The sequence below is a fragment of the Paraburkholderia sp. BL23I1N1 genome (assembly GCF_003610295.1).
Classification (GTDB): Bacteria; Pseudomonadota; Gammaproteobacteria; order Burkholderiales; family Burkholderiaceae; genus Paraburkholderia.
In genome coordinates this window covers 768,268-788,939 of sequence record NZ_RAPV01000001.1, presented here as the reverse complement: position 1 = coordinate 788,939, position 20,672 = coordinate 768,268, and the positions used below count along the sequence as shown (strand labels likewise).

Genomic DNA, 20,672 nt, shown 5'->3' with positions numbered 1-20,672 from the left:
CGCGAAGCGCGATAATAAATCTGTCCGCAGACGCCGAGAAACATATCATGTTCCAGGCCCAAGCGAAAGTCAGCGTCGAATAAAAATGAGCAAGGCGGACGGGAATCAAAGCTTGTGGACGCCCTGTTCAACGCGCGTCATCTGATTTCGATGCATAACGGCATGACCGTACGATGCGACGGTGAGGAATGGCCGCTTGATTTCGGCCAAGAGCTGAAGGTGATTGACGCTACGTTGAAGATGGCAGGAATCGACACTGCACGGCTCAAGCAGTAGATACTTGTCGAGCCGCTCGAGTTTAGGCAATCATTGACGAGAAGCGGACGGAGGACCGACAAGGGTCGACAGATGCAGACTGACAAATACCGTGGATACACCCTGTGGGGCCATGCCATCCTTCAGCAGGACGACATCTTGCGACCGGAGCGCTTCGCCAGCAGCGGCACAATTATGCGCGACTCGAAGGTCGTGGCGGCGTCTGGGGTGCTCGACGCATTCGATACTGATGAAGAGGCAGAATCAGCAGGCCTTGCGTGGTGTCGCGCGTGGGTCGATAGCCACGGTTAATGCGGGAAAGGCGCTGCGCCGTCGATTGCGTGGGCTATCGTCGGGCGAAACATAGAGCGGGCCTGACGCCGCATTGACATGTCGCATCTGTCACCGGGTTTGCTGAGCGAATGGGTTGATGGGGTACACCTTCTCGGGTTCCTTGACCCGTTCGAGCATCTGGACCTTAGACCAGTTGGCCACCTTTGCCTCCAGGCCCCGCACCACATTGGTTTCCAGCGGCTGTATTCCAGCGTCGCCGTTGAAGTTGGCACTGAACGCTGAGTGAAACCGGTACTGAAAGTATCCTGAGACTTCGGCTATTCGCTCAGGCGTATTTGAGTCCGTGTAGATGACCGACTCGGGCGAGAACGGGTCGTAGTAAATCACGTTCGGGTAGTCAGTGCTGACTGCAACGCGCGGCTCATCGCAGACCATCAGCGACCCTACTAGCTGAATTGAACCTTTCATGCCCTTCGGCGTCTTGAATACCCAGACTCGCTGGGGTAATCGTCCCGCGAGTTCCGAGAGCTTTGGGTTGTTGGAACCAAAGTACCCGACCTCACGGTTCTTGAGGTTGGTTTCGAGCTTTTGCCAGTAGTAGAAGATGTCCATTCAACGACGCTTGATTGTTCGGTTGGTTGATAGAGACATGGTGATTTTACCAACTCGGTGCATAAGGCCCGTCTGGCGCATGCCGCTCGTCAAGAGTAGGAGTATCTTTGGGTGACAGTCTTGATTGCCATGCGCAATCCGACTCATCGAAAACGGCTAGTAGAACTCAATATATGCAACGGAGATGGCGATGACCAAAGGAACAGGTGGCGGCCAAGGTGGCGCGCGCGGCAACTCGGGCGGCGCATCGAAAGGCCCGTCCAGTGGGGCCAAATCGGGCGGGAGTGGCGGCCGGCCGGGAAGTGGCTCTTCCGGCGGCAATTGGCCCAGTACGACTGGAAATCCCTCAGGCGGCGGGCGCGGCAACGCCACACCTCGAGGGAGTCGATGACGAGTCGTTTGCCGCGGTCGCATACCCGCGCTAACGAGGTTGGGAAGCGTTTTTGTGCGGGCCCCGGGCCATCGTGCAATGCTTAGCGCTAGTCTTCTGCGGAATGGGCAACTGACGAACAGCCGTTCGTATCACCGCCTCTAGCGAAGCCTAATCACTCTGGAACTCACCTGCTGCACTATAGGGAGGCAAGAAGAGAAGTTTCGCTTCCCTATAGTGCAGCAAATCTACCGTTCAAATGACGGGAACCCAATATCGAATGTTAGTGGCTGGACTTCCGCCCCGGTACTTCCGGGGGCGCTCCGTCGAGCAGGCCATGAATCGCCTCTATCAACCGGCCAATGGGGGCCGGCTTGAGCAATAGCACATCCCACAGCGGCTCCTCTGGTTCAGGCGGTAGCGCGGCCGACAGCATGACCACCGGAATGTCAGCCGTAGCGGTGTCGCCCTTCAAGCGCCGGCACAGGTCGACGCCGTCCAGGTGCGGCATCATCCAGTCGGTCACAATCAGCCCCGGACTCTCGATGGCGGCGACCGCGAGTGCGGCCTGTCCATCCTCCGCCGTAAGCACGCGGTATCCTTCCCGCTCCACCAGCACTCGAAGCGGGCGCAGAATATTCGGGTCATCATCCACGAGCAGTACTGTCGCCATTCCAGGAGCCGCGTTTAAACCACAAAGGGTAATGGTGTAGTGCAGCAATAGTTGTACCCAGGCTCGTCGGCGGCCTGGCGGGCATTGTTACACCGGGCCTTTGTGATGCAGCGCCTACAATTCATTCTGCATGGTAATTTCTTCCGTGCGGCCACACACCGATTACAACCTGGAGGCTATATGGCCGCACTGTCTGCGTCATCCGCAGCGGACCGCGCGCGGCGCGAGGACGGTCTTGTCACGCCGACGCTCGACACGCGCGCGCATCGTCCGCCCGACTATGCGGCAGAAAGCAGCGCGATGCACTGTCTGGCGCAGGCACTTACTTCGTCCGACGGCGCCATGCTGCAGACGCTCTCTGACATGGCACTCAGTTTGTGTGAAGCGGGTAGCGCGGGCATCGGCCTGCTGGAAACCGACACTGACGGCACCCCTGTGTTCCGCTGGGTCGCGGTTTCGGGCGCATGTGTTGACACGTTGGGCACCACCACCCCGATTGCAGATAGCCCGAGCGGCTTGACGCTCGAACTAGCTGCAGGACAACTGTTTTCGTTTCCCCAGCGCCACTTCGCCTGCCTGAATGATGTTTCCCCCGAGATTATCGAAGAACTGGTCGCGCCGATTCCAGGCCAACCTGAACCGTGGGGCACCCTGTGGGTCATGTCTCACGACGGGGAGCATCTTTTCGACGCGGAGGACCGCCGAATCCTGACCAGCCTCGCGAACTTCACCTGCGCCGCGCTCACGATGACCCGGGCAAAGGCTGATGCGGAAGCACGGGCGGCGGAAGCTGAGGCGGCCACGAATGCACTGGCCCTGGAAGAATCACGCAAGGATGACTTCATTGCGACCCTGAGTCATGAACTACGCAATCCCCTTGCGCCCATCGACAGCGCCCTGACGGTCGCACGAAAACTCGCTACAGACAATTCCGCTGTGCTGGCTGCGTTGGGCATTGCCGACAGGCAGATGCGGATACTGAAACGGCTTGTCGGAGACCTGCTCGACGCGTCCCGGATAAGGCACGGCAAATTGTCCGTGCGCCCATCGTACGGGTTGCTCCAGGATATCGTGGCCGATGCGGTGACCGCGATGAAGGCCGATGCCAGAAACGGTGAGCACCGCCTGCATGTCACCGTTCCGCCGTATCCGGTAACCGTTCACGCCGACGCGGCTCGACTCACCCAGGTCATATCGAATTTGTTGACGAACGCGGTGAAATATACCCCTCCCGGCGGCGACATTTCTTTATCCGTAGACGCGCCGGACCTTAGCACCGGGTCACACGACCCGTCGGTTCGCCATGCGGTCATCACGGTGAAGGACAACGGCGCGGGCATTTCATCGTCACTGCTGCCGCACGTCTTCGACATGTTTACCCAGGCGGCGTCAGCGCGAGGGCATGCAGAAGGTGGACTCGGAATCGGACTGGCGGTTGTGAAGCATCTGGTCGCCGCACACAACGGCACGGTTACCATTGCAAGCGAGGGCGAAGGTCAAGGGACAGAAGTCACCGTACAGCTCCCCGTTGTCTGCGAAAGCATCGATGAACCCGTTGTCACCACGAGCCGCCCGATGGCGCCGATTCGCATCCTCCTCGTCGACGACAACGCGGACACCATGGAGGCACTGGGCACTTTGCTGGAGCTCGATGGACATCAGGTGAAACGGGCTCAGAGCGGACCCGACGCGCTCTCGATTGTGGAATCGTTCATCCCGGATGTTGCCCTGGTTGATATCACCATGCCCGGCATGGATGGCCTCGAGCTTGCGCAACTGCTCCGCCTTCGGGCCCAGTGCTGCCAGACGAAGCTGGTCGCGTTGACGGGCCATACCGATGCCGCCAGCGGACCGCAGACCGACGAACGGGTATTTGACTTCCATCTCACCAAGCCACTGTCGCTTGATGACCTGGCGGATGTCATGCGGCGCTCATAGAACCCGGCCATTTCATTGAACGGCGAGGCTGCGTGAATACTTTGCAAGGACCACACACGTGGAAACCAACAACAATGATGGAATGCTTGAGACTCGGCTGGTGCAGGTGCGTGGCCAGGTGCAGGGCATCGGCTATCGGGAAGCCTGCGTACGCCAGGCCCAGGCAGCAGGCGTCACCGGATGGGTACGGAACCGCATGGACGGCTCGGTGGAGGTAATGCTGCAGGGTTCACCGGAGCAGCTTGCCGACATGTGCGTCTGGCTAAGCGAGGGCATGTCCGCGGCGCTGGTCGAAACGCTCGAGGTGACCGAGATGCAGCCGCCGTTTGCTCGCTTTGACTCCTTTGAGCCATTGCCCACGCTGTAAAGGCGCGGAATCCACGACGGCGAATCAGGTGGAGTTTTCCACCTGCAGGTATGCCGGGCAGCTCACCACGATTCCCGACGCGAGGGGCGGTCAAACATCCCAGCAGCATCGATAAGCCGCGTCGCGGCTCATATAAAGCTGGCCGGCACCCTTTGTTGAACAGTGCAGACAGTGTATGGCTGTCTTAGACTGGATACGCGACATGTGCATCGTCGGACAAGGTGGCAACTCCTTGGCTAGCAAGAGAAACAGATGGGTGGCGACGGCGGCAGCCTGGCGGAGCAAGTTGCTCCACCCGCTATGACGTGCCGTTAGCCTGCGGTCCGGTGCGAGACCATCACTTTCCCTGGAACCTCGACGCGTGCTCGATAAATTTGAGCGCTGCGAGATTCAGTGATAAAGATGTCCCGGTTCTCAGGTCCGCCGAAAGCTAGATTCGTGGAGAGATTGCCGGCCGGCGTATTTACACGGTAGGTCGGCTCGCCTCGTGCGTTGAAGACCCAGACGGCGCCCATACCAGCATGGGCAACCAGCAGACCGCCCGAGGAATCGAGCGCCAGCCCATCAGGGCCAACGCCGCCCGAAAGCTGGATGAACGTACCGACCTTTGCGACACCACCGTTGAGGATTGGCACTCGCCACACCGCGTTCACACGCGTTACCGCGAGCAGCAGCGCGTGTTCATCGAGGTCCATCACCAGACCGTTCGGGCTGGGCACATTCGATAGCAGGCAATCGACCCTTCCATCTCGCCTCACGCGGAAGACACGTCCGGTCGGGTCGTGCAGGCCCGTGAGTCCCTGGTCGGTAAAAATGAGGTCACCGTCGGTCGCGAAAAACAAGTCATTGACGGCCTTGAATCGCTCCACGCCGGCTCGCACCAGGAACGGCTTCACAACCTTCGAGCCGGGCTCATGCATCATGATGCCGTGCTTGTAGTCAGCGATGAACACGAGACCATCTTCGCGAATCTTGAGCCCGTTAGGCCAACCGTCGTATTCGACAGCAACCGAGAATTCGCCATTCTGGTCGATATTCAGGATTCGGCCGTTGACTACATCGACGCACCAGAGAATCCCATTGCGGTCAAAAGACGGTCCTTCAAGGAAGCTCGAGGCATGCAGTCCAGCCGGTTGGCCCGCGTTCCATTCGCTTGTCTCGGTGCCGGTGCGCAGTTCGTCCGGTAAGCGTGCGAACGGCTTGGCTTCAAGCGTTTCGGGTAGTGCATACATCGCTGGTTGCCTCCGTTACGGTGATGGGACCACGCGTGAGCATCAGGGTTGCCGCAGCAGCTGCCAGCACCAGAAAACCCGTGATGACGAAGCCGGCGTGATAGCTATGTGTCGTCGACACGACGTAACCGGTAGCGATAGGAGCCATGAGGCCGAACAGGTTGCCACCGGTGCTAATCATGGCAATCGCGGTGCCCGAGTCCTTCTTCGACGGCAGCAAGTCGTTGACCAGCGAAAGATTCGATGCGACCGCCGCCGTGCAGCCGGTGAGTGAGAGGGTCAGCAACGTCATAACCAACCAAAGTTCGTTCACCGTCGGAATCAGCAGGATGAGCGCGGACAACACCAGGCAGGCAGCGACCACTACGCGACGATTGCCATCGGAAATCTTTTTGTTGCGCAGATAGCGGTCACTGCAGATACCAATCAGCACGCCAAGCACTGCCGCACCGGCATAGGGGAACGCGGTAAAAAAGCCGCTTCGCGTAATACTCATGCCCTTCTCCGCCTGGAGGTAGCTCGGCATCCAGGTCAGGAAGAGGTACGTCGCGTACACGGCGCAACCGTGAGCGAACGCGATAGCCCAGATGGTCTTTGAGCGAACCAGCGCTTCAAAGCCGAGGCGCTCAGGTTCCGGCGCTTTGGACGTGCCGAAAGCGTCACGGGATTCGAGGATGTATTTGCGTTCCTCAGCACTTAGCCACTTTGCGTCTTCAGGCTGACGGAACCAGATGAGCCATGCTGCCAGCCAGACTAAACCCATCGAAGCGGCGACGAGAAATGCAGCGCGCCAACCATAGGTCGTGACGACCCAACCGAGCCCAATTGCGCCAATTGCGGGGCCGAGAAGACTGCCGGCGTGAAAGACAGACGTCGCGATACCGCGCTCGGACGCCGGAGCCCACTCACGCAACACTCGCCCGCCTGCCGGATAAGACGTCGATTCGCCGAGTCCCATCAGCAAGCGAGTCGCCAGAAGAGAGACGAATCCGCCCGTTGCTGCCGTGAGCGCCGTTGCGAGCGACCAGAAGCCGATGCCCCAGGCGTTCAAACGCTTCGTGCCGTACATGTCGACCAACAGTCCCATCGGAATGAGGGCAATGAAGTAAAGCCACAAGAACGATGAGAACAGGTAGCCGAGCATCACCGGCGACAACGAGAATTCCTTGCTTATCTGGGACGATGCGATGGACAACGCCACACGGTCGACATAGTTCACGACCGTCAGCAAAAATAAGAACAGGTATATCCAGTATCGGCGCTTCATTGCATCGTCTCCAAATATGTAGTTTTCGAACCTCGAAGCTGATTACTCGAGCGTTTCGTCTTTGCCCATCACGCCCGCGGCGCGCAGCGCGTCATCGAGCCACGGCGAAACGAGGATGCCGTCACGGATTTCGGCGAGGCGTTGAGCCTCTGCTTCGAGCTTCTTCTCAGCTGCTTTCAGAACTCTGTCCACGTCCGCACGCGGGATAACGACGACGCCGTCGCAGTCACCGATAACCAAATCGCCCGGTGCGACCGCGACGCCGCCCAACGAGATGGGAACGCCGATGCGACCGTCGAGGCCCTTGGTCGGACCAGCGGGGTTACGGCCATTCGCAAAAATCGGCATGCTGCTATCACGAAGCGTCGCCACATCGCGCGCAGCGCCGTCGACAACCAGACCGCCCAGCCTGGCGGCGATGGCCTGGGTCACCATCAATTCGCCGAGGAGCGCGCTCGACTGAAAGCCCTTTCCGTCGACAACTATGACGTCACCCGGCTTTGCAAGTGCCAACGCCACGTGGAACATCAGGTTGTCGCCAGGGCGCACTTCGACTGGGAACGCCGGACCTGCAACGACCATGCTCGGAACGAGCGGCTGGATGTCGCCGTGCAGAGCGCCGCGACGGCCAGCGACGTCGCACAGAACTGCGGATTGATATTCACGGGCACGTTCGATTTGTTCCGGCGTGACGCGTTCGAAGTTTGCGGTTTCATTGAAACGGTTCGTCTTCATGGGATGACCTTAAACAGTTGCGTTGATGGCGTTCGGCTTCGGGAGAACCTGGTGCGGCGGAGTGCGGCCAGCCAGAGCTTCGATGACCGCGTGCGCGGCCGCGTGGCCCATCCGGACCAGCGATTCCTTGCTGCTGGCTGCAATATGAGGAGAGGCTACGAAGTTCTCGAGCGTCAGCAGCGGATGCGACGCCGGGACCGGTTCGGTTTCGAACACGTCGCTCGCCGCGCCTGCAATCTGTCCATCGACCAGCGCCTGATAAAGAGCGCATTCGTCGACGATGCCGCCGCGCGCCACGTTGATGAAGAGCGCTGAGTTGCGCATGAGCTCGAATTCGGCCTTGCCGATGAGGTTCTTCGTGGCAGCCAGGAGTGGCAAGTGCAGGCTGACAACGTCGCAGAGCGGAAGCAGTTCCTGGATGGAATTCAAACGAACGGCGCCAAGCTCTTCAAATGCAGCGTCGGGAGCGTATGGGTCGTACACCATTAACCCGGTACCAAACGCGGCCTTGAACAGACGCGCCGTTCTTCGGCCGATGTCACCGAAGCCGAGAAGACCGACGGTCTTTCCGGTCAGTTCGACGCCGCCCTGGAGTTGCGTTTGCCGCGGTTGACGCAGTTCCCGGTCCGCCACACTGACCTTCCTGGCGAGCGCCAGCGCGATAGCGAGTGCGTACTCGGCGACAGCGTTTGCATTGGCTCCCGGCGTGTTCGTCACCAGGACGCCAGCTTCGCTCGCTGCCTCGATATCGACGTTATCCACGCCAGTGCCGTGCTTCGCGATAATCTTGAGATTTTTGGCCTTCGGAAAATCAGACGCTCTAACTTCAAACGTTCTGACGACGATGGCATCTGCGTTGGCGTGCCAGTCGGCGTTTCGCGATTGGGGGTAATTGACGACCGTGTGAGCCTTCGAGAGCAGTTCAACTGCGCTCGGGTCAATCGGGTCCATGACGAAGACTTTCATGTGCTTGCCCCGCTGTTGGAGAGGTAGTGGGGCCAAGCATAAGAGCGCCGCGGGGTCGATACGTAGCGACATTTTTCGACACAGGACCATTCAATTCTCGACTGTCGGGTACAACCCTTAATGGCAAACGTTGAATCAGACAGGTAGCAATGAGGTTGGAGATGTAGCACGCCTTTCTCGGCGGGCTTTCAGGCCGCTTGCCGGCCGACTAGGGGTTAATACGCAAGTCAGAAAAGGAATGCTGGAACATCGACAAAAGTCGTTATGCCTTGACCTTTCAGGCGGCTTAGGATGGGCCACGGTCAGAGAACCGGAACAGCAACCGGCGCCGCCGGGCTAGAAGGAGACGTGCATGAAAGGCAGCCGCAACGCCCGAACGGGCTATCGCTGGATTGTTCTCGCGATGATATTTTTGACTTACTCCATCGCAGGAGCAGACCGCGCCAATCTTGGTGTGGTCATCCCAACGATTCGAAACGAATACCACCTTAGCAATACCGACATTGGGGCCATGGCGAGCCTGTTCTACTTCGGCTACGCCATCGTGCAGATTCCGACCGGATACCTCTTCGGCAAACTCGGCGTGCGAGGACTCATGGTCGGCTCCATGGTCTTGACTTCCCTCGCGACCCTGTTCATGGGCTTGACAGGAAGCGTCTTCCAGCTCAAGGCAGCTCGCGCAATCCTCGGACTCGCCGAAGGTCCAATCAACATCGGTATTGTGTCAACCATCAATCGGTGGTTTCCGCCTCAAGAGAAGGGGCTTGCAGCAGGTGTATTCATCTCGGCCATCAAATTCTCTCCTGCATTCGTTCCGCCGCTGTGCGCTCTGCTGCTTCTAAAGTTCGGCTGGCGAGATGTGTTCTTCTTCTTTGCCGTACCCGGACTTATCGGTTCGCTGCTCTGGTTCTGGCTGGTCCGCGACGAGCCCAAAGAATCACGCTTCGTTTCGCAGAGCGAAGTCGACTACATCAAGGCGGTGTCGTCGGTAGAGCAAGTGAAGAGCCGGATGAAAGATGGCACGACCGTTGAGCACTCGTGGGTAGACCGCCTTATTCGGACTCGCCGGGTGGAACTGCTGTCTACAGGTCGCTCCATCTTTACGTCATGGAACGTCTGGGGATGCGCGCTCGGCTATTTCTTCCTGGTGGGCATTACCTACGCCATCATGACCTGGGTTCCCACATACCTGGTAAGCGTGAAGCACTTCTCGGTGATGAAGATGGGAGCAGTCGCTTCCGCACCTTGGGTCGGCGCCATTGTCGGCAACTTGCTCGGGGGATGGCTTTCAGACACGGTATTTGCGCGGCGTCGTAAGCCCGTCATGATGATTACCTCAGTGGCAACGGTCGGCATGATGTACGCACTACTGTTTGCCCCCCAATGACCCGATGCTGCTCGCACTCCTGTTCTTCACCGCAGGCGTGCTGCTGAATCTCGGATACTCGACGTTCCTAGTGTATCCGATGGGCATTGCGACCCGCGATAAGGTACCGCTCGCCGCTTCTATCGTGAACACCGGTGGCTCTCTCGGTGGTGCATTCGCGCCACTCATCGTCGGTCTCATTCTCGACAACTCCGGCTGGCCGTGGGTGTTCGCTTTCCTGGCTGCATGCTCGGCCGCAACGTTCCTGCTTCTGCTCAGCATCATCGAACCGCGAAGCGCAGCATCTGGCGACGAGCAACCAGCAGTTGCAAACCCCGGTCGCGGAACCGACAGGCAACTCGTCGAGAGAAGCGCTTAGTTAAACTTTGCGATGTACTTCTGCTCACCTGCAGCGACCGCCGCCATGCGCTCCTATAATGGGACGCCGCGATTTCGCGGTGTCCCAGCAGGTTATCCAACGCGATATGACTCTCAAACAGCTTGAGGCCTTTTATTGGGCGGCGAGCCTTGGCAGCTTCTCGATAGCCGCAACCCGGTTGCACGTAACGCAGTCTACGCTCTCGAAACGCATTGCCGAACTGGAAGCCGCTCTGAACGTACCGCTCTTTGACCGCTCGGCCCAGCGGTCGGTCTTAACAGAGCATGGGACTCGGATTCTCGGTCATGCTCACAAGATTCTTCAGTTCGAGGGGGAGATTCACGAACTCCTGGGTACTCCACCGCGTCTATCAGGCCTCTGCCGCTTCGGCGTCAGTGAACTCACGGCTCTCACCTGGTTCCCGAAGTTCGTGGCACGAATTACAACCGAACACCCCGACTTAGCGTTGGAGCCGTATGTAGACCTGGCAGCGGGACTGGAGCGCCGCCTCGTTCGCGGTGAGATTGATTTCGCCATCCTTCCGCAAAGCAGCGAAGAGAACCCAACGCTTACGTCGGTTCCGCTAGCGACACTCGAATTTGCGTGGATGTCCTCGCCCAGGCGAATTCCAACTGGCGCCGTCCTGAAATCCGAGGACATTGCGCATCACCCAATCCTGACCATGACAGCGGAGTCTCGCCTCACTGCGACTTACGAGTCTTGGGCCGCCTCGAACAAGATTCACGGTCGACGTATCCTGGCCTGCAACAGCCTCAGCGCTATCGTCGGTCTGACGGTGGCTGACGTCGGTATTAGCTTCCTGCCACGGCTGTTCATGCGCAACCTGGTCGAAGCAGGTCAACTGAACGCCTTCAAGACTGTTCCGGAACTCCCAAGCATCGAGTATTGCTTCAAGTGGCGCACGGACGACACGAGGGCCTTCATTTCTGCGCTCGCCCAATTTGCCAAGGAGGAAGCGGACTACACGCTTTCGCTCGGCTCCCAGACGGCATACAGTTCGACCACAACAGGACAATGACATCGCAAGCCGGCGCTACATCTCGCTTCAGCAAGATTCTCAGCCTTGACAACCTCGAGGCGGCAGCCAACGGCATCTCCCAGGCCCAATCTTTGGCTATGTGGAAGGTTGCATCTCATCGACGTGCGGTTCCGCATTCGGTGAAAGTACATGCGCGACCGACCCTCACCAAACCGCCAAGTCGAGTAGCTCGAGTATCGCCACGGCCCCCCTTCAATCCCAACTCCGTGCAACGGGTTGGTGCTCGCCTCACGAGGATTAATCCGGACGAGCCGATTCCGCGCGCATTTTTCGCTGAACCGTCGTACCTTAGGCAGGGCTATTCCGGCACCGAGTTCAACGACGACCAGCTTCGATACCGACGAATTCCAAGCGTCCAGGCGCTCCCGTTGCTTTTCATAAGGTGCATCCACCCACGACCAGTCTTCGAACATGAGGATATTCGGACGCGCGAGCGAGCCGCAGCGCAGGCACCGGGGCATTGGGCTTTCCAGAAGGGAGGTCTCATCATTTACGAGCGGATTAAATCCCGTGGCCGACCACGTATCGTTTATTCGGCCATCCATACATTTAAGTGGGTGAATCGACCCGTGGCATTCGTGGACCCCGCTTTCGCAGAACCCGGCCTTCTGGAACTGTCCGTCAACGTTGCTCGTGAACACGAACGCGCCACGGCTCATGCGGTCTGTCCACCTGCGCAGAATCGCGAAGCCTTCGTGCGGGACAGTCTCACAGTAAAACTTCAGCCGGTGTCCATAGAAGCCCCAAGCGAGCTCCTGATGTCCCGCGAAAGCTGCGGGGTTTGCCATGTCTTCGAACGATAAGCCTCGGTGCTGAAGCGCGGGATAGGCGCGCCAGAAGCCGTCTCGGCCGCGAAAGTCAGGAAGGCCCGAATCGACCCCCATGCCCGCGCCGGCGGTGAAGAGCAACCGTCTGCTTCTCGCAGCTCGCCTGCACACTTCAATATTTTTTTGCAGGCAAAACTCCCACGCATGCGGCCAGATTTCTCCGCGCGGCGTGGCCGATGCGAAATCATCACCCCTGTGGCGCGGTATACATAGTGCTGCCCGTTCCGCGGTGCAGCCGCGCGACTGGTCGGAAATCAACGGCAGCGGTCACGGGACAGCCGGTACTGTGGGATAGCCTTGAGACACCGGTCAGGGTGGCGAAGTTAGCGCCCTGAGGCGAACGGCTGACGGGCGACGCTGGCTCCGAGGGGCATCTAACGATGCTTTGGAACGTGTCTGAAGGCCTCGCTCAGGATAAGGCGGGGCTCAACTTCACCAAGGGGCATTCACAAAAACAAGAATGTACGCTAGAGAGAATGCTCAAACGTAGGAAGGTGAAACAAAGGGCCTACGGGCTGAAGCGCTTCCGCCGCGAGACGATGCTCGCAGTTCGGCCGGCGCGGGTCGTGCCCGGATGGCGTAGAGCGACGCGAGGTCCACGACGCTTGTAGAAGGCAGCGGTAACCCATCTCGTTAAACAACGGCATGACCGTTCGGTGCGACGGCGAGAGATGGGCGCTCAACTTCGGCCAGGAACTGAGGTTGATTGACACTGCATTGAAGATGGCTGAAATCGACACTCAGAGGTCGAAGCAGTGAACATTAGTCGAGCCGCCCAAACTGTCGATGACCGGAAAAGACCGGGCGCCCGTGTTGCCGCGGGCAACGCTAGTCAACATGTCTCTCCAATGTCGAGTTGGCGCCCGGCGTCGATGCGTCAGTTAGGATTTGCGGGGCACTGCATCTGCTCTCCGTCCCAAAGTCGAGGCAATGTAGCGCTTGTTGAACAGTTCAGCTTGTCGATGAGACATTTTCACGCATCGCTTCGCTCTCGCCATTTCCTAACAGCGTCTCGCATTGTCCCTAGGCAATCCTGTCGAAGATAAATCCGGAATTGACTCGGCCATTGCTGGATAACCGCTATAGGTTGTTCGTATAACAAGCGTGAATTGCCCTGTTGTAACTTGGCTCTTCGTCGGCATGACCTGCGGAAATGTCGAATATATAACTGACCCCGTTTGGGCGATGGCCTTCGCTTTTCGAGCACTCCACTACTGAGTCGGCCGACGAGGTTCGGACCGTGCGCTCTGTTCCCGTTGGGACCGCGGCGTGCATACTTGCAGCACAAAAATAACGACGAAAAATGGATTTTCAAAATCCACGTTGATGGCTCACAGGAGACAAACATGAAGACAATGCGTAGAACGCGTTTGCGCTCGAACAAACTCAGTTATCTGGTTCCGACCATTGCGTCAGCCGCCATTCTGGTTGCATGTACTGGCAATCTCGCCACCAAATCTGCGTCACAACGTATCGGGTTTGTAGCCGGAGCGGGCGGATTCCAGAAGATGGCTGTAACGAACCAGGCGTTTTTCGACGCGCTAGCCGAGAACGGCTACTCCAACGGCAAGACGCTTGACGTTGTCTTTCGTACAGCAGACGGGGATATGACACGGATGCCCTCGCTTGTGAAAGAGGTCCTCAACGACCGAGTTGATATTCTCGTCGTCTCTTCGTCGCCGGGATGCGCAGCAGCCAAGGCGGCAACGACGACGGTGCCGGTGCTCTGCATTTCAGTTCAGGACGACCCAGTCAAGGCAGGCCTGACCGCGAGTTTAACTAATCCAACCGGCAATATTGTTGGAGTCCATAGCTATCTGGCTGACGGAATCTCGCAGCAACTTGACTGGCTGAGTCGATTCGTCCCGCACCTTACGACGCTGGCAGTTCTGTACAACCCGCAGAATGCCACGCACGTAAGGTTGCTTTCGGAGTGGACCGAACTCGCGGGCAAGAGGTCAATACGGATTGTTCAGGCGCCTGTAGTCAAAGCGCAAGATATTGATGCTGCCGTCAAGAACGCCATTCACCAAAACGCGCAGATAGGAATTGGTCTGCTGGGCGCAGATACTTACGCGCTCCGAAAGGATATTGCAGACAGCGCGAGTTCCAACCACTTTCCTATCGCGATGGATACCCCCGGCGGATACACGCAGATGGGAGGCGTTGCAACGATTGGTGTCGACATCGTACCGCTCTACCGAAAGGGTGCGCTGGACCTGATGGTGCCGATGCTTCAAGGAAAGCGGCCATCAGACCTAGCATGGATAGGACCGGACAAGGTATCCGCAAAGATAAATCGAACAGTAGCACAGTCATTTGGACTGACCGTGCCAGCGAACACTGTCGCCGAATGACGGCGGAGCCACCACACCGGTCCACTTCCGAGCCGCATTCCCGCTACTGGCTGCATCGGTCGTCCCTCCGACATGCTTACCCTTCGACCTCAAGGACGACATGAGGCGCCGGTGTGCCGCCCGACCTTCAGGTGCATCGCTTCCGCAGATGTTTGAGCGCGGTAAGTCTGTTCATCGAGGCGAAACCGTCCTCGTGCCAATCGTTGGCTATGCGCATCTCACGCACGGCCGCCGCAAGCAATGTGAATAACAGCTATAGGTCGATTGCATAACTAGAGACCAAACCTCTGCGGTAACTTAGTCTCACGCAGACCGTCGCAGCAAAGGCGCAAACGAAACCCCCGCAGCAGAACGACGCTGCAAGTATCCGTTGAACGGGACCAAACCGATTACGTCCTGGCGACGGTATTAACCCGAGATGCGCCGGCGCAGTAAAGGCGCATGCAAGCCGGACGCCTGCTAGTTCAAAGTTCTGAGGTGCCGTCGGACAGTCCGGGCCTCGAAAGACGATTTACGACAACGTAAACGCTAATTTAAAAGGAGACAGGTATGACGACGATGCGTGCTGCACGATTGCATAAAGTTGGTGAGCAATTCGAGGTTGATGAGATACCCGTTCCCGAACCGCGCCCCACTGACGTACTCGTTAGGGTGAAGGCCTGCGGCGTTGTCCCGAATCTCCACAACGTGGTAGCTCATTATCCCGAGTGGTTTCCGTTTCTTCCCCTGCCCAAGCTGCCAGCAATCTATGGCCTCGACGCGGCCGGCGTAGTTGAGAAGGTGGGAAGCCACGTTCATGGCGTGAAGCCTGGCGACCGTGTGTATGTGAATCCCGGCCTCTCGTGCGGGAGTTGTCCCGCTTGCCGCCGCCGTGACAACATCAACTGCCCGGCGTATACATTTCAAGGATATTTCGGCTTCGGTCCGGGCTCGCAACAGATTTACGAAGATTATCCGTATGGCGGTTTCGGCGAGTTCATGACGGCGCCGGCCACTAACCTAGTAAAGCTGCCGGAATCAGTATCCTTCCAGCAAGGCGCACGGTTCGGCTACATCGGCACCGCATACGCAGGTCTGCGGAAAGCGAACCTGGAGGCTTCGCAAACGCTGATTATTGACGGCGCGACTGGCACGTTGGGGCTGGGCGGGACCTTGTGTGCGCTGGCCATGGGTGCTCGAAAAATCTTCGCTACAGGCAGAAATAAGGAACTGCTCGCGCAGCTTAAAGAGTTGGACCCGGTCCGTATAAGGCCGGTCGTACTCGGCGACCGAAGTGTCCACGACATCGTCATGGAAGAAACAGAAGGTTATGGCGTAGATGTTGTGCTGCAAGCGCTTGGACCTCAGGCGCCGGTCGCGGCCGTCCTTGATTCGTTTTCGGCGTTGCGTCGTGGCGGGAAGGCTGTGTCTGTCGGCGGCGTATCCGACCCGATTCCGCTTGAACCCTTCCCGCTGATGTGTCAGCAAAAATCGCTCATCGGCTCACTGTGGTTCACACCGGCCGAAGGTGAAAACATGGCTGCCATGGCAGACTCTGGCGCATTAGACCTCTCGGTCTTCGAGCACGAGGTGTTCTCGCTTGAACAGATTAACGAAGCGCTTGAAGCAGTGAATCACCGCCATGGCGGCTTCACGAACGTGGTTATCGACCCGACCATCGCCTGAACGGGAGCATGCCATGATTCGACGCATCGTTACCGTCAACGACAAAGACGGGGCCTCGACATTCTCTAGCGACGGACTTTCACCTTGGTGTGCATCGTTCAAGTCCATCCCCGGGTTTGAAGTCAGCATGCTATGGGCCACGGACGCCAGCGACTCCCCTGCGGAAGCCGACTTCCCTGACAGCGGTGAAGGTCCTCGCTCATGGGTACCGGGCCCGGGGGGCAGCCTGGTGGTCGTTGTGACCTTTCCCCCTGTTAGCGTCATGATGAGCGACCAGTTTGATGGCATGGCCGCGCATCGGGAGCAGATGGAAAAGCTGCCTGGCTTGGCCGAGCGGTTCGAGGCGGAAAATCCGGGTATGCATTGCACACCGACTTTGGACTATGGCGTGCTGTTGTCCGGCAAGATTTGCCTTGAACTCGACAACGGTCAAACGAGGGACCTGCAGGCGCATGACGTCGTTGTGCAACGAGGCACAAGACACGCCTGGCGAAATCCAGGTCCTCACCCCGCGACCGTCCTTTTCGTAATGCTCGGGTCCGCATCGAGCCGCTAGCGCCGTAAAGCTAGAGATAGTCTTCTACCGTCCGTCGGCGGTAAGAGCGCGCTCGCCTCAACTCCCCCTCGGCAACTTAGGCCAGAAACACTCGATATTGAATTCGGACCTTGACGTGGTGCCTCGGCACCGCGGTCAAGTAACACCAACGCCTTCAGTATTAGATAGTAATCCTATGAAAAATAAACTTGTTGTGCTCGTCCTGTCAGTTTTCCCGCTGGTGTCGCAGGCGCAAAGCTCGGTCACGCTTTTCGGGATTCTCGATAACGGAGTAAGTTACGTTAGCAACTCAGGCGGCCACTCGGTTGTTCAGATGGCATCGGGTATCCAGGCGCCGAACCTGCTAGGGCTTCGCGGTATTGAAGACCTCGGCGGGGGACTGCAGGCCATCTTCGTTATGGATTCCCAGCCGAACCTTAACAATGGGACCCAGCAGGGCGGAGCATTCACTGGCCGTGAGTCTTACGTAGGCATTGCTTCCACTTACGGAACAATCACGTTGGGCAGACAGTTCGACTACATGTTCGATAACCTGTCCATCGAACGATGGGGGCATGAGATTCCATACGTGAGCCTGTATCAGCTACCGGGTGGACCGTTTGCGAAGCTGGGTACACCACTCGGCACTTTCGACTACACGAGAATTGCCGGTGGTGAGGCAACCCCCAATGCGGTCAAGTTCACATCGAGGTATTACGGCGGCCTTGACTTCGGCGCAATGTACGGTTTTAGTAACCTCGCTGGCCACACCGGAAGCAACAATCTCATGAGCTTTGGGGCCAACTATCTTCATGGCCCTCTTCGACTGAACGCGGCCTACACCTACTCGAAGGAAGATGGGATTGACAGTGGGGGTTCCGGCATCCGCAACTTCGGAGCTGGCGGGCGCTATGACTTCGGAAAATTTGCGGTTGACGTCCTTTACACGAATACCCATAACACGTTTACAAATGGGCACGTTGATACGTACGAAATCGGTGGCCTGTACACGTTCGCGCCGGACCTGTTTCTTTACGCACAGTACATTTACGCCAAGGGTAACCCTGAGCTAACAAATAACCACGCCAACCAGGGCGGCGTGACGGTGGACTATCTGCTTTCCAAGCGAACCGACGTGTACGTCAACGCCATCTATCAGCGCGCAAGCGGTGGCGCTGATGCATTCGCTTCTATAAACGGGACGTTTGCCACGTCTTCAAGCGCGAATCAGACTGTCCTGCGCGTCGGAGTGCGAACTTTGTTCTGAGATTCCGGCAGGACGACTAGGGAGCCGACTTGAGCCCGCGTGGCGCCTCCAAGAGGTAAGCCACGCGGGTCTGACCGCGTCGCTGACCTTGGACCCGTTGAATCGGCCCGCCCTCGAATCATGACTCTTCGACCATTTCGATGGTGGTGGCTGGAGAGGATTTGCTCGCTCGCTCTGCACCAAGCCATACGCCGCGGCTCAGAATCTCGTCCACAAGTTGGAAAATTAGCTGTTGACCTTCGCGAACTGCCTGCGAGTGAGAACGGGCAGAGTTCTCGCACAACGCCCAAGTCATGTACATGCCGCGAATTGGGCTCCACGAGACGGCTTTCTCCAAACGTTCATTTCCGCTTATCGCGCAGCACGGAGTGACCGTGTCAGCGATGCCTTGGCGCGCCAGGTCTATGGTCAGCATCATCGCGTCGATTTCGAATTTGGTCTTGAACGCTAACCCTCGCCGCGAAAGCGTGTTCTCAATCTGCGTCCGGATGACGTTCGGCTTGCCAGGTAAGGCAAGTTGAAGATTATCGAGGCGCGATAGCGGCACGGGCCGGTCAGGCCTCAGTTCCGCGTCCTTCGCTGATACAAGGACGAGAGGCTCGCGGATGAGGGGGGTATGAATGTAACCCGCTGGCGGCGACCCCTCGAAGGGCACGATGGCCAAGTCCAGCATGCCGGCATGCATTACCTCTCGCAGCTCGTGACTGGCACCTTCATGCACTCGCAGAGACACGCCCGGATATTGTTCAACAAGTCGACCGATGTATTGGGATGTGAACAGGTGCTGCCATGAAGGCGGCAGGCCGACGGACAACTGCCCAGCCGCCCGGTCGCCTACCTGCTCAACCAGTGTGGTCAGCTGCCGGAGAATGGGACGGGCTCGCTCCAGCAGAAGAGTGCCCGCGTCCGTCAGCAGCACGCCACCTTGGGTTCGCGTGAACAGCTTCGCGCGAATCTGATGTTCCAGAAGCGCGATATGGCGTGAGAGCGCCGGCTGGGACAAGCGCAAGTCGGTGGCCGCCTTGTTGATGCTGCCGAGTTCGGCGACACGAAGGAAATACTCAATAAGTCGCGAGTCCATGAGGTTGTCTCCTGCTACACCTCAGGCGACTAACCTGGGCGCTTGTTATCCATAAAACGATTATGGCGTAAAAGTGCGGGTGACCCACGTAGGGTTTGCCATACGCGGGATTTTTAGTCGCGTCGTCACGTCTCCCCCTGCAGGGTAACCCCGTATAAATGACTGTTTTGCCGAGGATTTTCGGAGTGCAATTCCACAAACGACGTCTCAGTATTGGCTTTTATAAGGGTTGCTACCGATAAACCAAAATCGGATGCCGCCTATAGAAAAGCCGCATTATTCGAATAACGAGCGCGTCGCTACTATCACTTCAACGCATCTCTATGCAATCGCTGCGGCAAGCGAGCAAGGTGCCGGTCGACGACATCCATGTCGACGCACAGGAGTGTCCATACGCCTCGGCGAATGGAAAAAGACCAAAGGTCTGCTCGAGCAAGTGACAACGACGAGCACGGCCATAGATAGGAGACAGACCGTGCCGCTGGCCGTGTTAAGCGCATCGCATACCCCCTTGATGAAAGATGGGATTACGACAGACGAAGTCCGTCGCGCAGTGAAGGCCGGCTTCCGACAGCTCGCCGAGCGCGCCGAGCGCTTCAATCCGGACCTTGTTATTCAATTTGCGCCGGACCACTTCAACGGTTTCTTCTACGACGTCATGCCGAGCTTCTGTGTCGGCGCAAATGCGACTTCGATTGGCGACTGGGACACAGGGGTCGGAAGCCTGCCTGTCGCTTCGGCAGAAGCACTAAAGCTTAGCGAGGCTTTACTCAACGATGGCATCGACGTAGCGGTGTCATACCAGATGGCCGTGGACCACGGGTTCGTACAAATCTGGGAAGAGATGTTTGGCTCGTTTGCCACGTACCCGTGCATCCCGGTCTTCATCAATTGCGCTGCACCACCGCTGCCGACCTTCAAACGAGCAAGACTTCTCGGCGAGGCCGTCGGTCGGTTTGCCGCCGCTACAGGTAAGCGCGTTCTCTTCTCTGCCTCCGGTGGCCTGTCACACGACCCGCCGACGCCCAGCATAGTTACCGCACCTGACGATGTTAAGGCTCGCCTCATCGACGGACGTCATCCGACCGCCGAAATGCGGCAGGCCAGAGAAGAACGCGTGCTTGCTGCGGGAGTTCGTGCGCTCGAGGGGCACCCTAGCATCCTGCAGGTCGACGCGGACTGGGACAAGCGCTTCATCGAGCAGTTGCAAAGCGGGAACTTGAGAGATTTTGATGCTTTGACTACCGCTGAAGTCCGCGAAAAAGCCGGTCGTGGTGGTCCCGAAGTACTTGCCTGGGTCGCGGCCTTCGCGGCTTTGGCCGTGGAAGGCGACTACAAGGCGGACCTTCTCTATTACGAGGCTATCCAGGGTTGGATAGCCGGAATGGCAATGATGTTTGCTGAATCGAAAACGCCGCGAGCATGA

Annotated in this window: 20 protein-coding genes; 12 read left to right on the top strand and 8 right to left on the bottom strand. The window is 58.2% G+C overall.

The features are described 5' to 3' along the window. The first annotated feature begins 114 nt into the window (after positions 1–114). Together B0G76_RS03830 and B0G76_RS03825 are read left to right on the top strand one after the other, a co-directional pair. A complete protein-coding gene (locus B0G76_RS03830) occupies positions 115–276 on the top strand; it encodes a hypothetical protein (protein ID WP_259460494.1) in 162 nt (53 codons plus the stop codon). A 72-nt stretch (positions 277–348) separates the two neighbouring features. After that, positions 349–567, top strand: coding sequence for a hypothetical protein (locus B0G76_RS03825; RefSeq protein ID WP_120290231.1), 219 nt, complete (start codon positions 349–351; stop codon positions 565–567). A gap of 90 nt (positions 568–657) precedes the next feature. Here B0G76_RS03825 and B0G76_RS03820 read toward each other — a convergent pair whose 3' ends face one another. Next, positions 658–1,161, bottom strand: coding sequence for a hypothetical protein (locus B0G76_RS03820; protein WP_120290229.1), 504 nt, complete (start codon positions 1,159–1,161; stop codon positions 658–660). A 653-nt stretch (positions 1,162–1,814) separates the two neighbouring features. After that, positions 1,815–2,204 (bottom strand): response regulator, encoded by a 390-nt coding sequence (locus tag B0G76_RS03815; RefSeq protein WP_120290227.1) that lies wholly within the window; start codon positions 2,202–2,204, stop codon positions 1,815–1,817. A gap of 180 nt (positions 2,205–2,384) precedes the next feature. Here B0G76_RS03815 and B0G76_RS03810 point away from each other — a divergent pair, with 180 nt between their 5' ends. Both B0G76_RS03810 and B0G76_RS03805 read left to right on the top strand, forming a co-directional pair. Beyond that, positions 2,385–4,142 (top strand): ATP-binding protein, encoded by a 1,758-nt coding sequence (locus tag B0G76_RS03810; protein WP_120290225.1) that lies wholly within the window; start codon positions 2,385–2,387, stop codon positions 4,140–4,142. 82 nt (positions 4,143–4,224) lie between these two features. After that, positions 4,225–4,509, top strand: coding sequence for an acylphosphatase (locus tag B0G76_RS03805; protein ID WP_120296188.1), 285 nt, complete (start codon positions 4,225–4,227; stop codon positions 4,507–4,509). Positions 4,510–4,820: 311 nt separating this feature from the next. Here B0G76_RS03805 and B0G76_RS03800 read toward each other — a convergent pair whose 3' ends face one another. The 4 genes from B0G76_RS03800 to B0G76_RS03785 are packed head-to-tail and all read right to left on the bottom strand — an operon-like array spanning position 4,821 to position 8,781. Beyond that, positions 4,821–5,741: an SMP-30/gluconolactonase/LRE family protein gene (locus B0G76_RS03800; protein ID WP_120290223.1), complete on the bottom strand. Its 921-nt coding sequence runs from the start codon at positions 5,739–5,741 to the stop codon at positions 4,821–4,823. Continuing rightward, on the bottom strand, positions 5,716–7,008 hold the full coding sequence (locus B0G76_RS03795) for an MFS transporter (RefSeq protein WP_120290221.1): 1,293 nt from the start codon (positions 7,006–7,008) through the stop codon (positions 5,716–5,718). Before B0G76_RS03795 ends, B0G76_RS03800 begins: the two co-directional genes overlap by 26 nt. Before the next feature lie 42 nt (positions 7,009–7,050). Next, positions 7,051–7,743, bottom strand: coding sequence for an RraA family protein (locus B0G76_RS03790; RefSeq protein WP_120290219.1), 693 nt, complete (start codon positions 7,741–7,743; stop codon positions 7,051–7,053). A gap of 9 nt (positions 7,744–7,752) precedes the next feature. Beyond that, positions 7,753–8,781, bottom strand: a complete 1,029-nt coding sequence (locus B0G76_RS03785; RefSeq protein WP_183081984.1) for a hydroxyacid dehydrogenase — start codon at positions 8,779–8,781, stop codon at positions 7,753–7,755. A 280-nt stretch (positions 8,782–9,061) separates the two neighbouring features. Here B0G76_RS03785 and B0G76_RS03780 point away from each other — a divergent pair, with 280 nt between their 5' ends. The 3 genes from B0G76_RS03780 (at position 9,062) to B0G76_RS03775 (ending at position 11,493) form a co-directional block, all read left to right on the top strand. Continuing rightward, on the top strand, positions 9,062–10,096 hold the full coding sequence (locus B0G76_RS03780; RefSeq protein WP_220700735.1) for an MFS transporter: 1,035 nt from the start codon (positions 9,062–9,064) through the stop codon (positions 10,094–10,096). A gap of 4 nt (positions 10,097–10,100) precedes the next feature. After that, positions 10,101–10,454 carry an MFS transporter gene (locus B0G76_RS43260; RefSeq protein ID WP_220700734.1) on the top strand — a complete coding sequence of 118 codons (354 nt, stop codon included), beginning with the start codon at positions 10,101–10,103 and terminating at the stop codon, positions 10,452–10,454. A gap of 106 nt (positions 10,455–10,560) precedes the next feature. After that, complete coding sequence (locus B0G76_RS03775) at positions 10,561–11,493, top strand: LysR family transcriptional regulator (RefSeq protein ID WP_120290215.1); 933 nt, start codon at positions 10,561–10,563, stop codon at positions 11,491–11,493. On the opposite strand, the gene B0G76_RS03770 is transcribed toward B0G76_RS03775, so the two are convergent. After that, positions 11,436–12,398 (bottom strand): Sir2 family NAD-dependent protein deacetylase, encoded by a 963-nt coding sequence (locus B0G76_RS03770; protein WP_120296187.1) that lies wholly within the window; start codon positions 12,396–12,398, stop codon positions 11,436–11,438. The genes B0G76_RS03775 and B0G76_RS03770 overlap by 58 nt on opposite strands. 1,289 nt (positions 12,399–13,687) lie before the next feature. Here B0G76_RS03770 and B0G76_RS03765 point away from each other — a divergent pair. The 4 genes from B0G76_RS03765 (at position 13,688) to B0G76_RS03750 (ending at position 18,165) form a co-directional block, all read left to right on the top strand. Continuing rightward, on the top strand, positions 13,688–14,698 hold the full coding sequence (locus B0G76_RS03765) for an ABC transporter substrate-binding protein (protein WP_147393999.1): 1,011 nt from the start codon (positions 13,688–13,690) through the stop codon (positions 14,696–14,698). A gap of 549 nt (positions 14,699–15,247) precedes the next feature. After that, a complete protein-coding gene (locus B0G76_RS03760) occupies positions 15,248–16,363 on the top strand; it encodes an alcohol dehydrogenase catalytic domain-containing protein (protein WP_183081983.1) in 1,116 nt (371 codons plus the stop codon). A gap of 13 nt (positions 16,364–16,376) precedes the next feature. Further along, entirely contained in the window at positions 16,377–16,919 is a 543-nt protein-coding gene (locus B0G76_RS03755) for a cupin domain-containing protein (protein WP_120290211.1), read from the top strand. Between the two features lie 175 nt (positions 16,920–17,094). Further along, a complete protein-coding gene (locus B0G76_RS03750) occupies positions 17,095–18,165 on the top strand; it encodes a porin (protein WP_120290209.1) in 1,071 nt (356 codons plus the stop codon). A 118-nt stretch (positions 18,166–18,283) separates the two neighbouring features. Here the strand turns inward: B0G76_RS03750 and B0G76_RS03745 are convergent, their stop codons facing one another. Beyond that, the gene (locus tag B0G76_RS03745; protein WP_120290207.1) at positions 18,284–19,246 is read right to left on the bottom strand and encodes a LysR substrate-binding domain-containing protein; all 963 of its coding nucleotides are present in this window, start codon (positions 19,244–19,246) and stop codon (positions 18,284–18,286) included. A gap of 385 nt (positions 19,247–19,631) precedes the next feature. Here B0G76_RS03745 and B0G76_RS03740 point away from each other — a divergent pair, with 385 nt between their 5' ends. Next, positions 19,632–20,672 carry a 3-carboxyethylcatechol 2,3-dioxygenase gene (locus B0G76_RS03740; RefSeq protein ID WP_259460493.1) on the top strand — a complete coding sequence of 347 codons (1,041 nt, stop codon included), beginning with the start codon at positions 19,632–19,634 and terminating at the stop codon, positions 20,670–20,672.

Excerpts from the sequence above, each read along its gene's own strand:
- B0G76_RS03825 (WP_120290231.1), top strand. The coding sequence starts at position 349 with ATGCAGACTGACAAATACCGTGGATACACCCTGTGGGGCCATGCCATC.
- B0G76_RS03820 (WP_120290229.1), bottom strand. The coding sequence starts at position 1,161 with ATGGACATCTTCTACTACTGGCAAAAGCTCGAAACCAACCTCAAGAAC.
- B0G76_RS03815 (WP_120290227.1), bottom strand. The coding sequence starts at position 2,204 with ATGGCGACAGTACTGCTCGTGGATGATGACCCGAATATTCTGCGCCCG.
- B0G76_RS03810 (WP_120290225.1), top strand. The coding sequence starts at position 2,385 with ATGGCCGCACTGTCTGCGTCATCCGCAGCGGACCGCGCGCGGCGCGAG.
- B0G76_RS03805 (WP_120296188.1), top strand. The coding sequence starts at position 4,225 with ATGCTTGAGACTCGGCTGGTGCAGGTGCGTGGCCAGGTGCAGGGCATC.
- B0G76_RS03800 (WP_120290223.1), bottom strand. The coding sequence starts at position 5,741 with ATGTATGCACTACCCGAAACGCTTGAAGCCAAGCCGTTCGCACGCTTA.
- B0G76_RS03795 (WP_120290221.1), bottom strand. The coding sequence starts at position 7,008 with ATGAAGCGCCGATACTGGATATACCTGTTCTTATTTTTGCTGACGGTC.
- B0G76_RS03790 (WP_120290219.1), bottom strand. The coding sequence starts at position 7,743 with ATGAAGACGAACCGTTTCAATGAAACCGCAAACTTCGAACGCGTCACG.
- B0G76_RS03785 (WP_183081984.1), bottom strand. The coding sequence starts at position 8,781 with ATGTCGCTACGTATCGACCCCGCGGCGCTCTTATGCTTGGCCCCACTA.
- B0G76_RS03780 (WP_220700735.1), top strand. The coding sequence starts at position 9,062 with ATGAAAGGCAGCCGCAACGCCCGAACGGGCTATCGCTGGATTGTTCTC.
- B0G76_RS43260 (WP_220700734.1), top strand. The coding sequence starts at position 10,101 with ATGCTGCTCGCACTCCTGTTCTTCACCGCAGGCGTGCTGCTGAATCTC.
- B0G76_RS03775 (WP_120290215.1), top strand. The coding sequence starts at position 10,561 with ATGACTCTCAAACAGCTTGAGGCCTTTTATTGGGCGGCGAGCCTTGGC.
- B0G76_RS03770 (WP_120296187.1), bottom strand. The coding sequence starts at position 12,398 with ATGGGGGTCGATTCGGGCCTTCCTGACTTTCGCGGCCGAGACGGCTTC.
- B0G76_RS03765 (WP_147393999.1), top strand. The coding sequence starts at position 13,688 with ATGAAGACAATGCGTAGAACGCGTTTGCGCTCGAACAAACTCAGTTAT.
- B0G76_RS03760 (WP_183081983.1), top strand. The coding sequence starts at position 15,248 with ATGACGACGATGCGTGCTGCACGATTGCATAAAGTTGGTGAGCAATTC.
- B0G76_RS03755 (WP_120290211.1), top strand. The coding sequence starts at position 16,377 with ATGATTCGACGCATCGTTACCGTCAACGACAAAGACGGGGCCTCGACA.
- B0G76_RS03750 (WP_120290209.1), top strand. The coding sequence starts at position 17,095 with ATGAAAAATAAACTTGTTGTGCTCGTCCTGTCAGTTTTCCCGCTGGTG.
- B0G76_RS03745 (WP_120290207.1), bottom strand. The coding sequence starts at position 19,246 with ATGGACTCGCGACTTATTGAGTATTTCCTTCGTGTCGCCGAACTCGGC.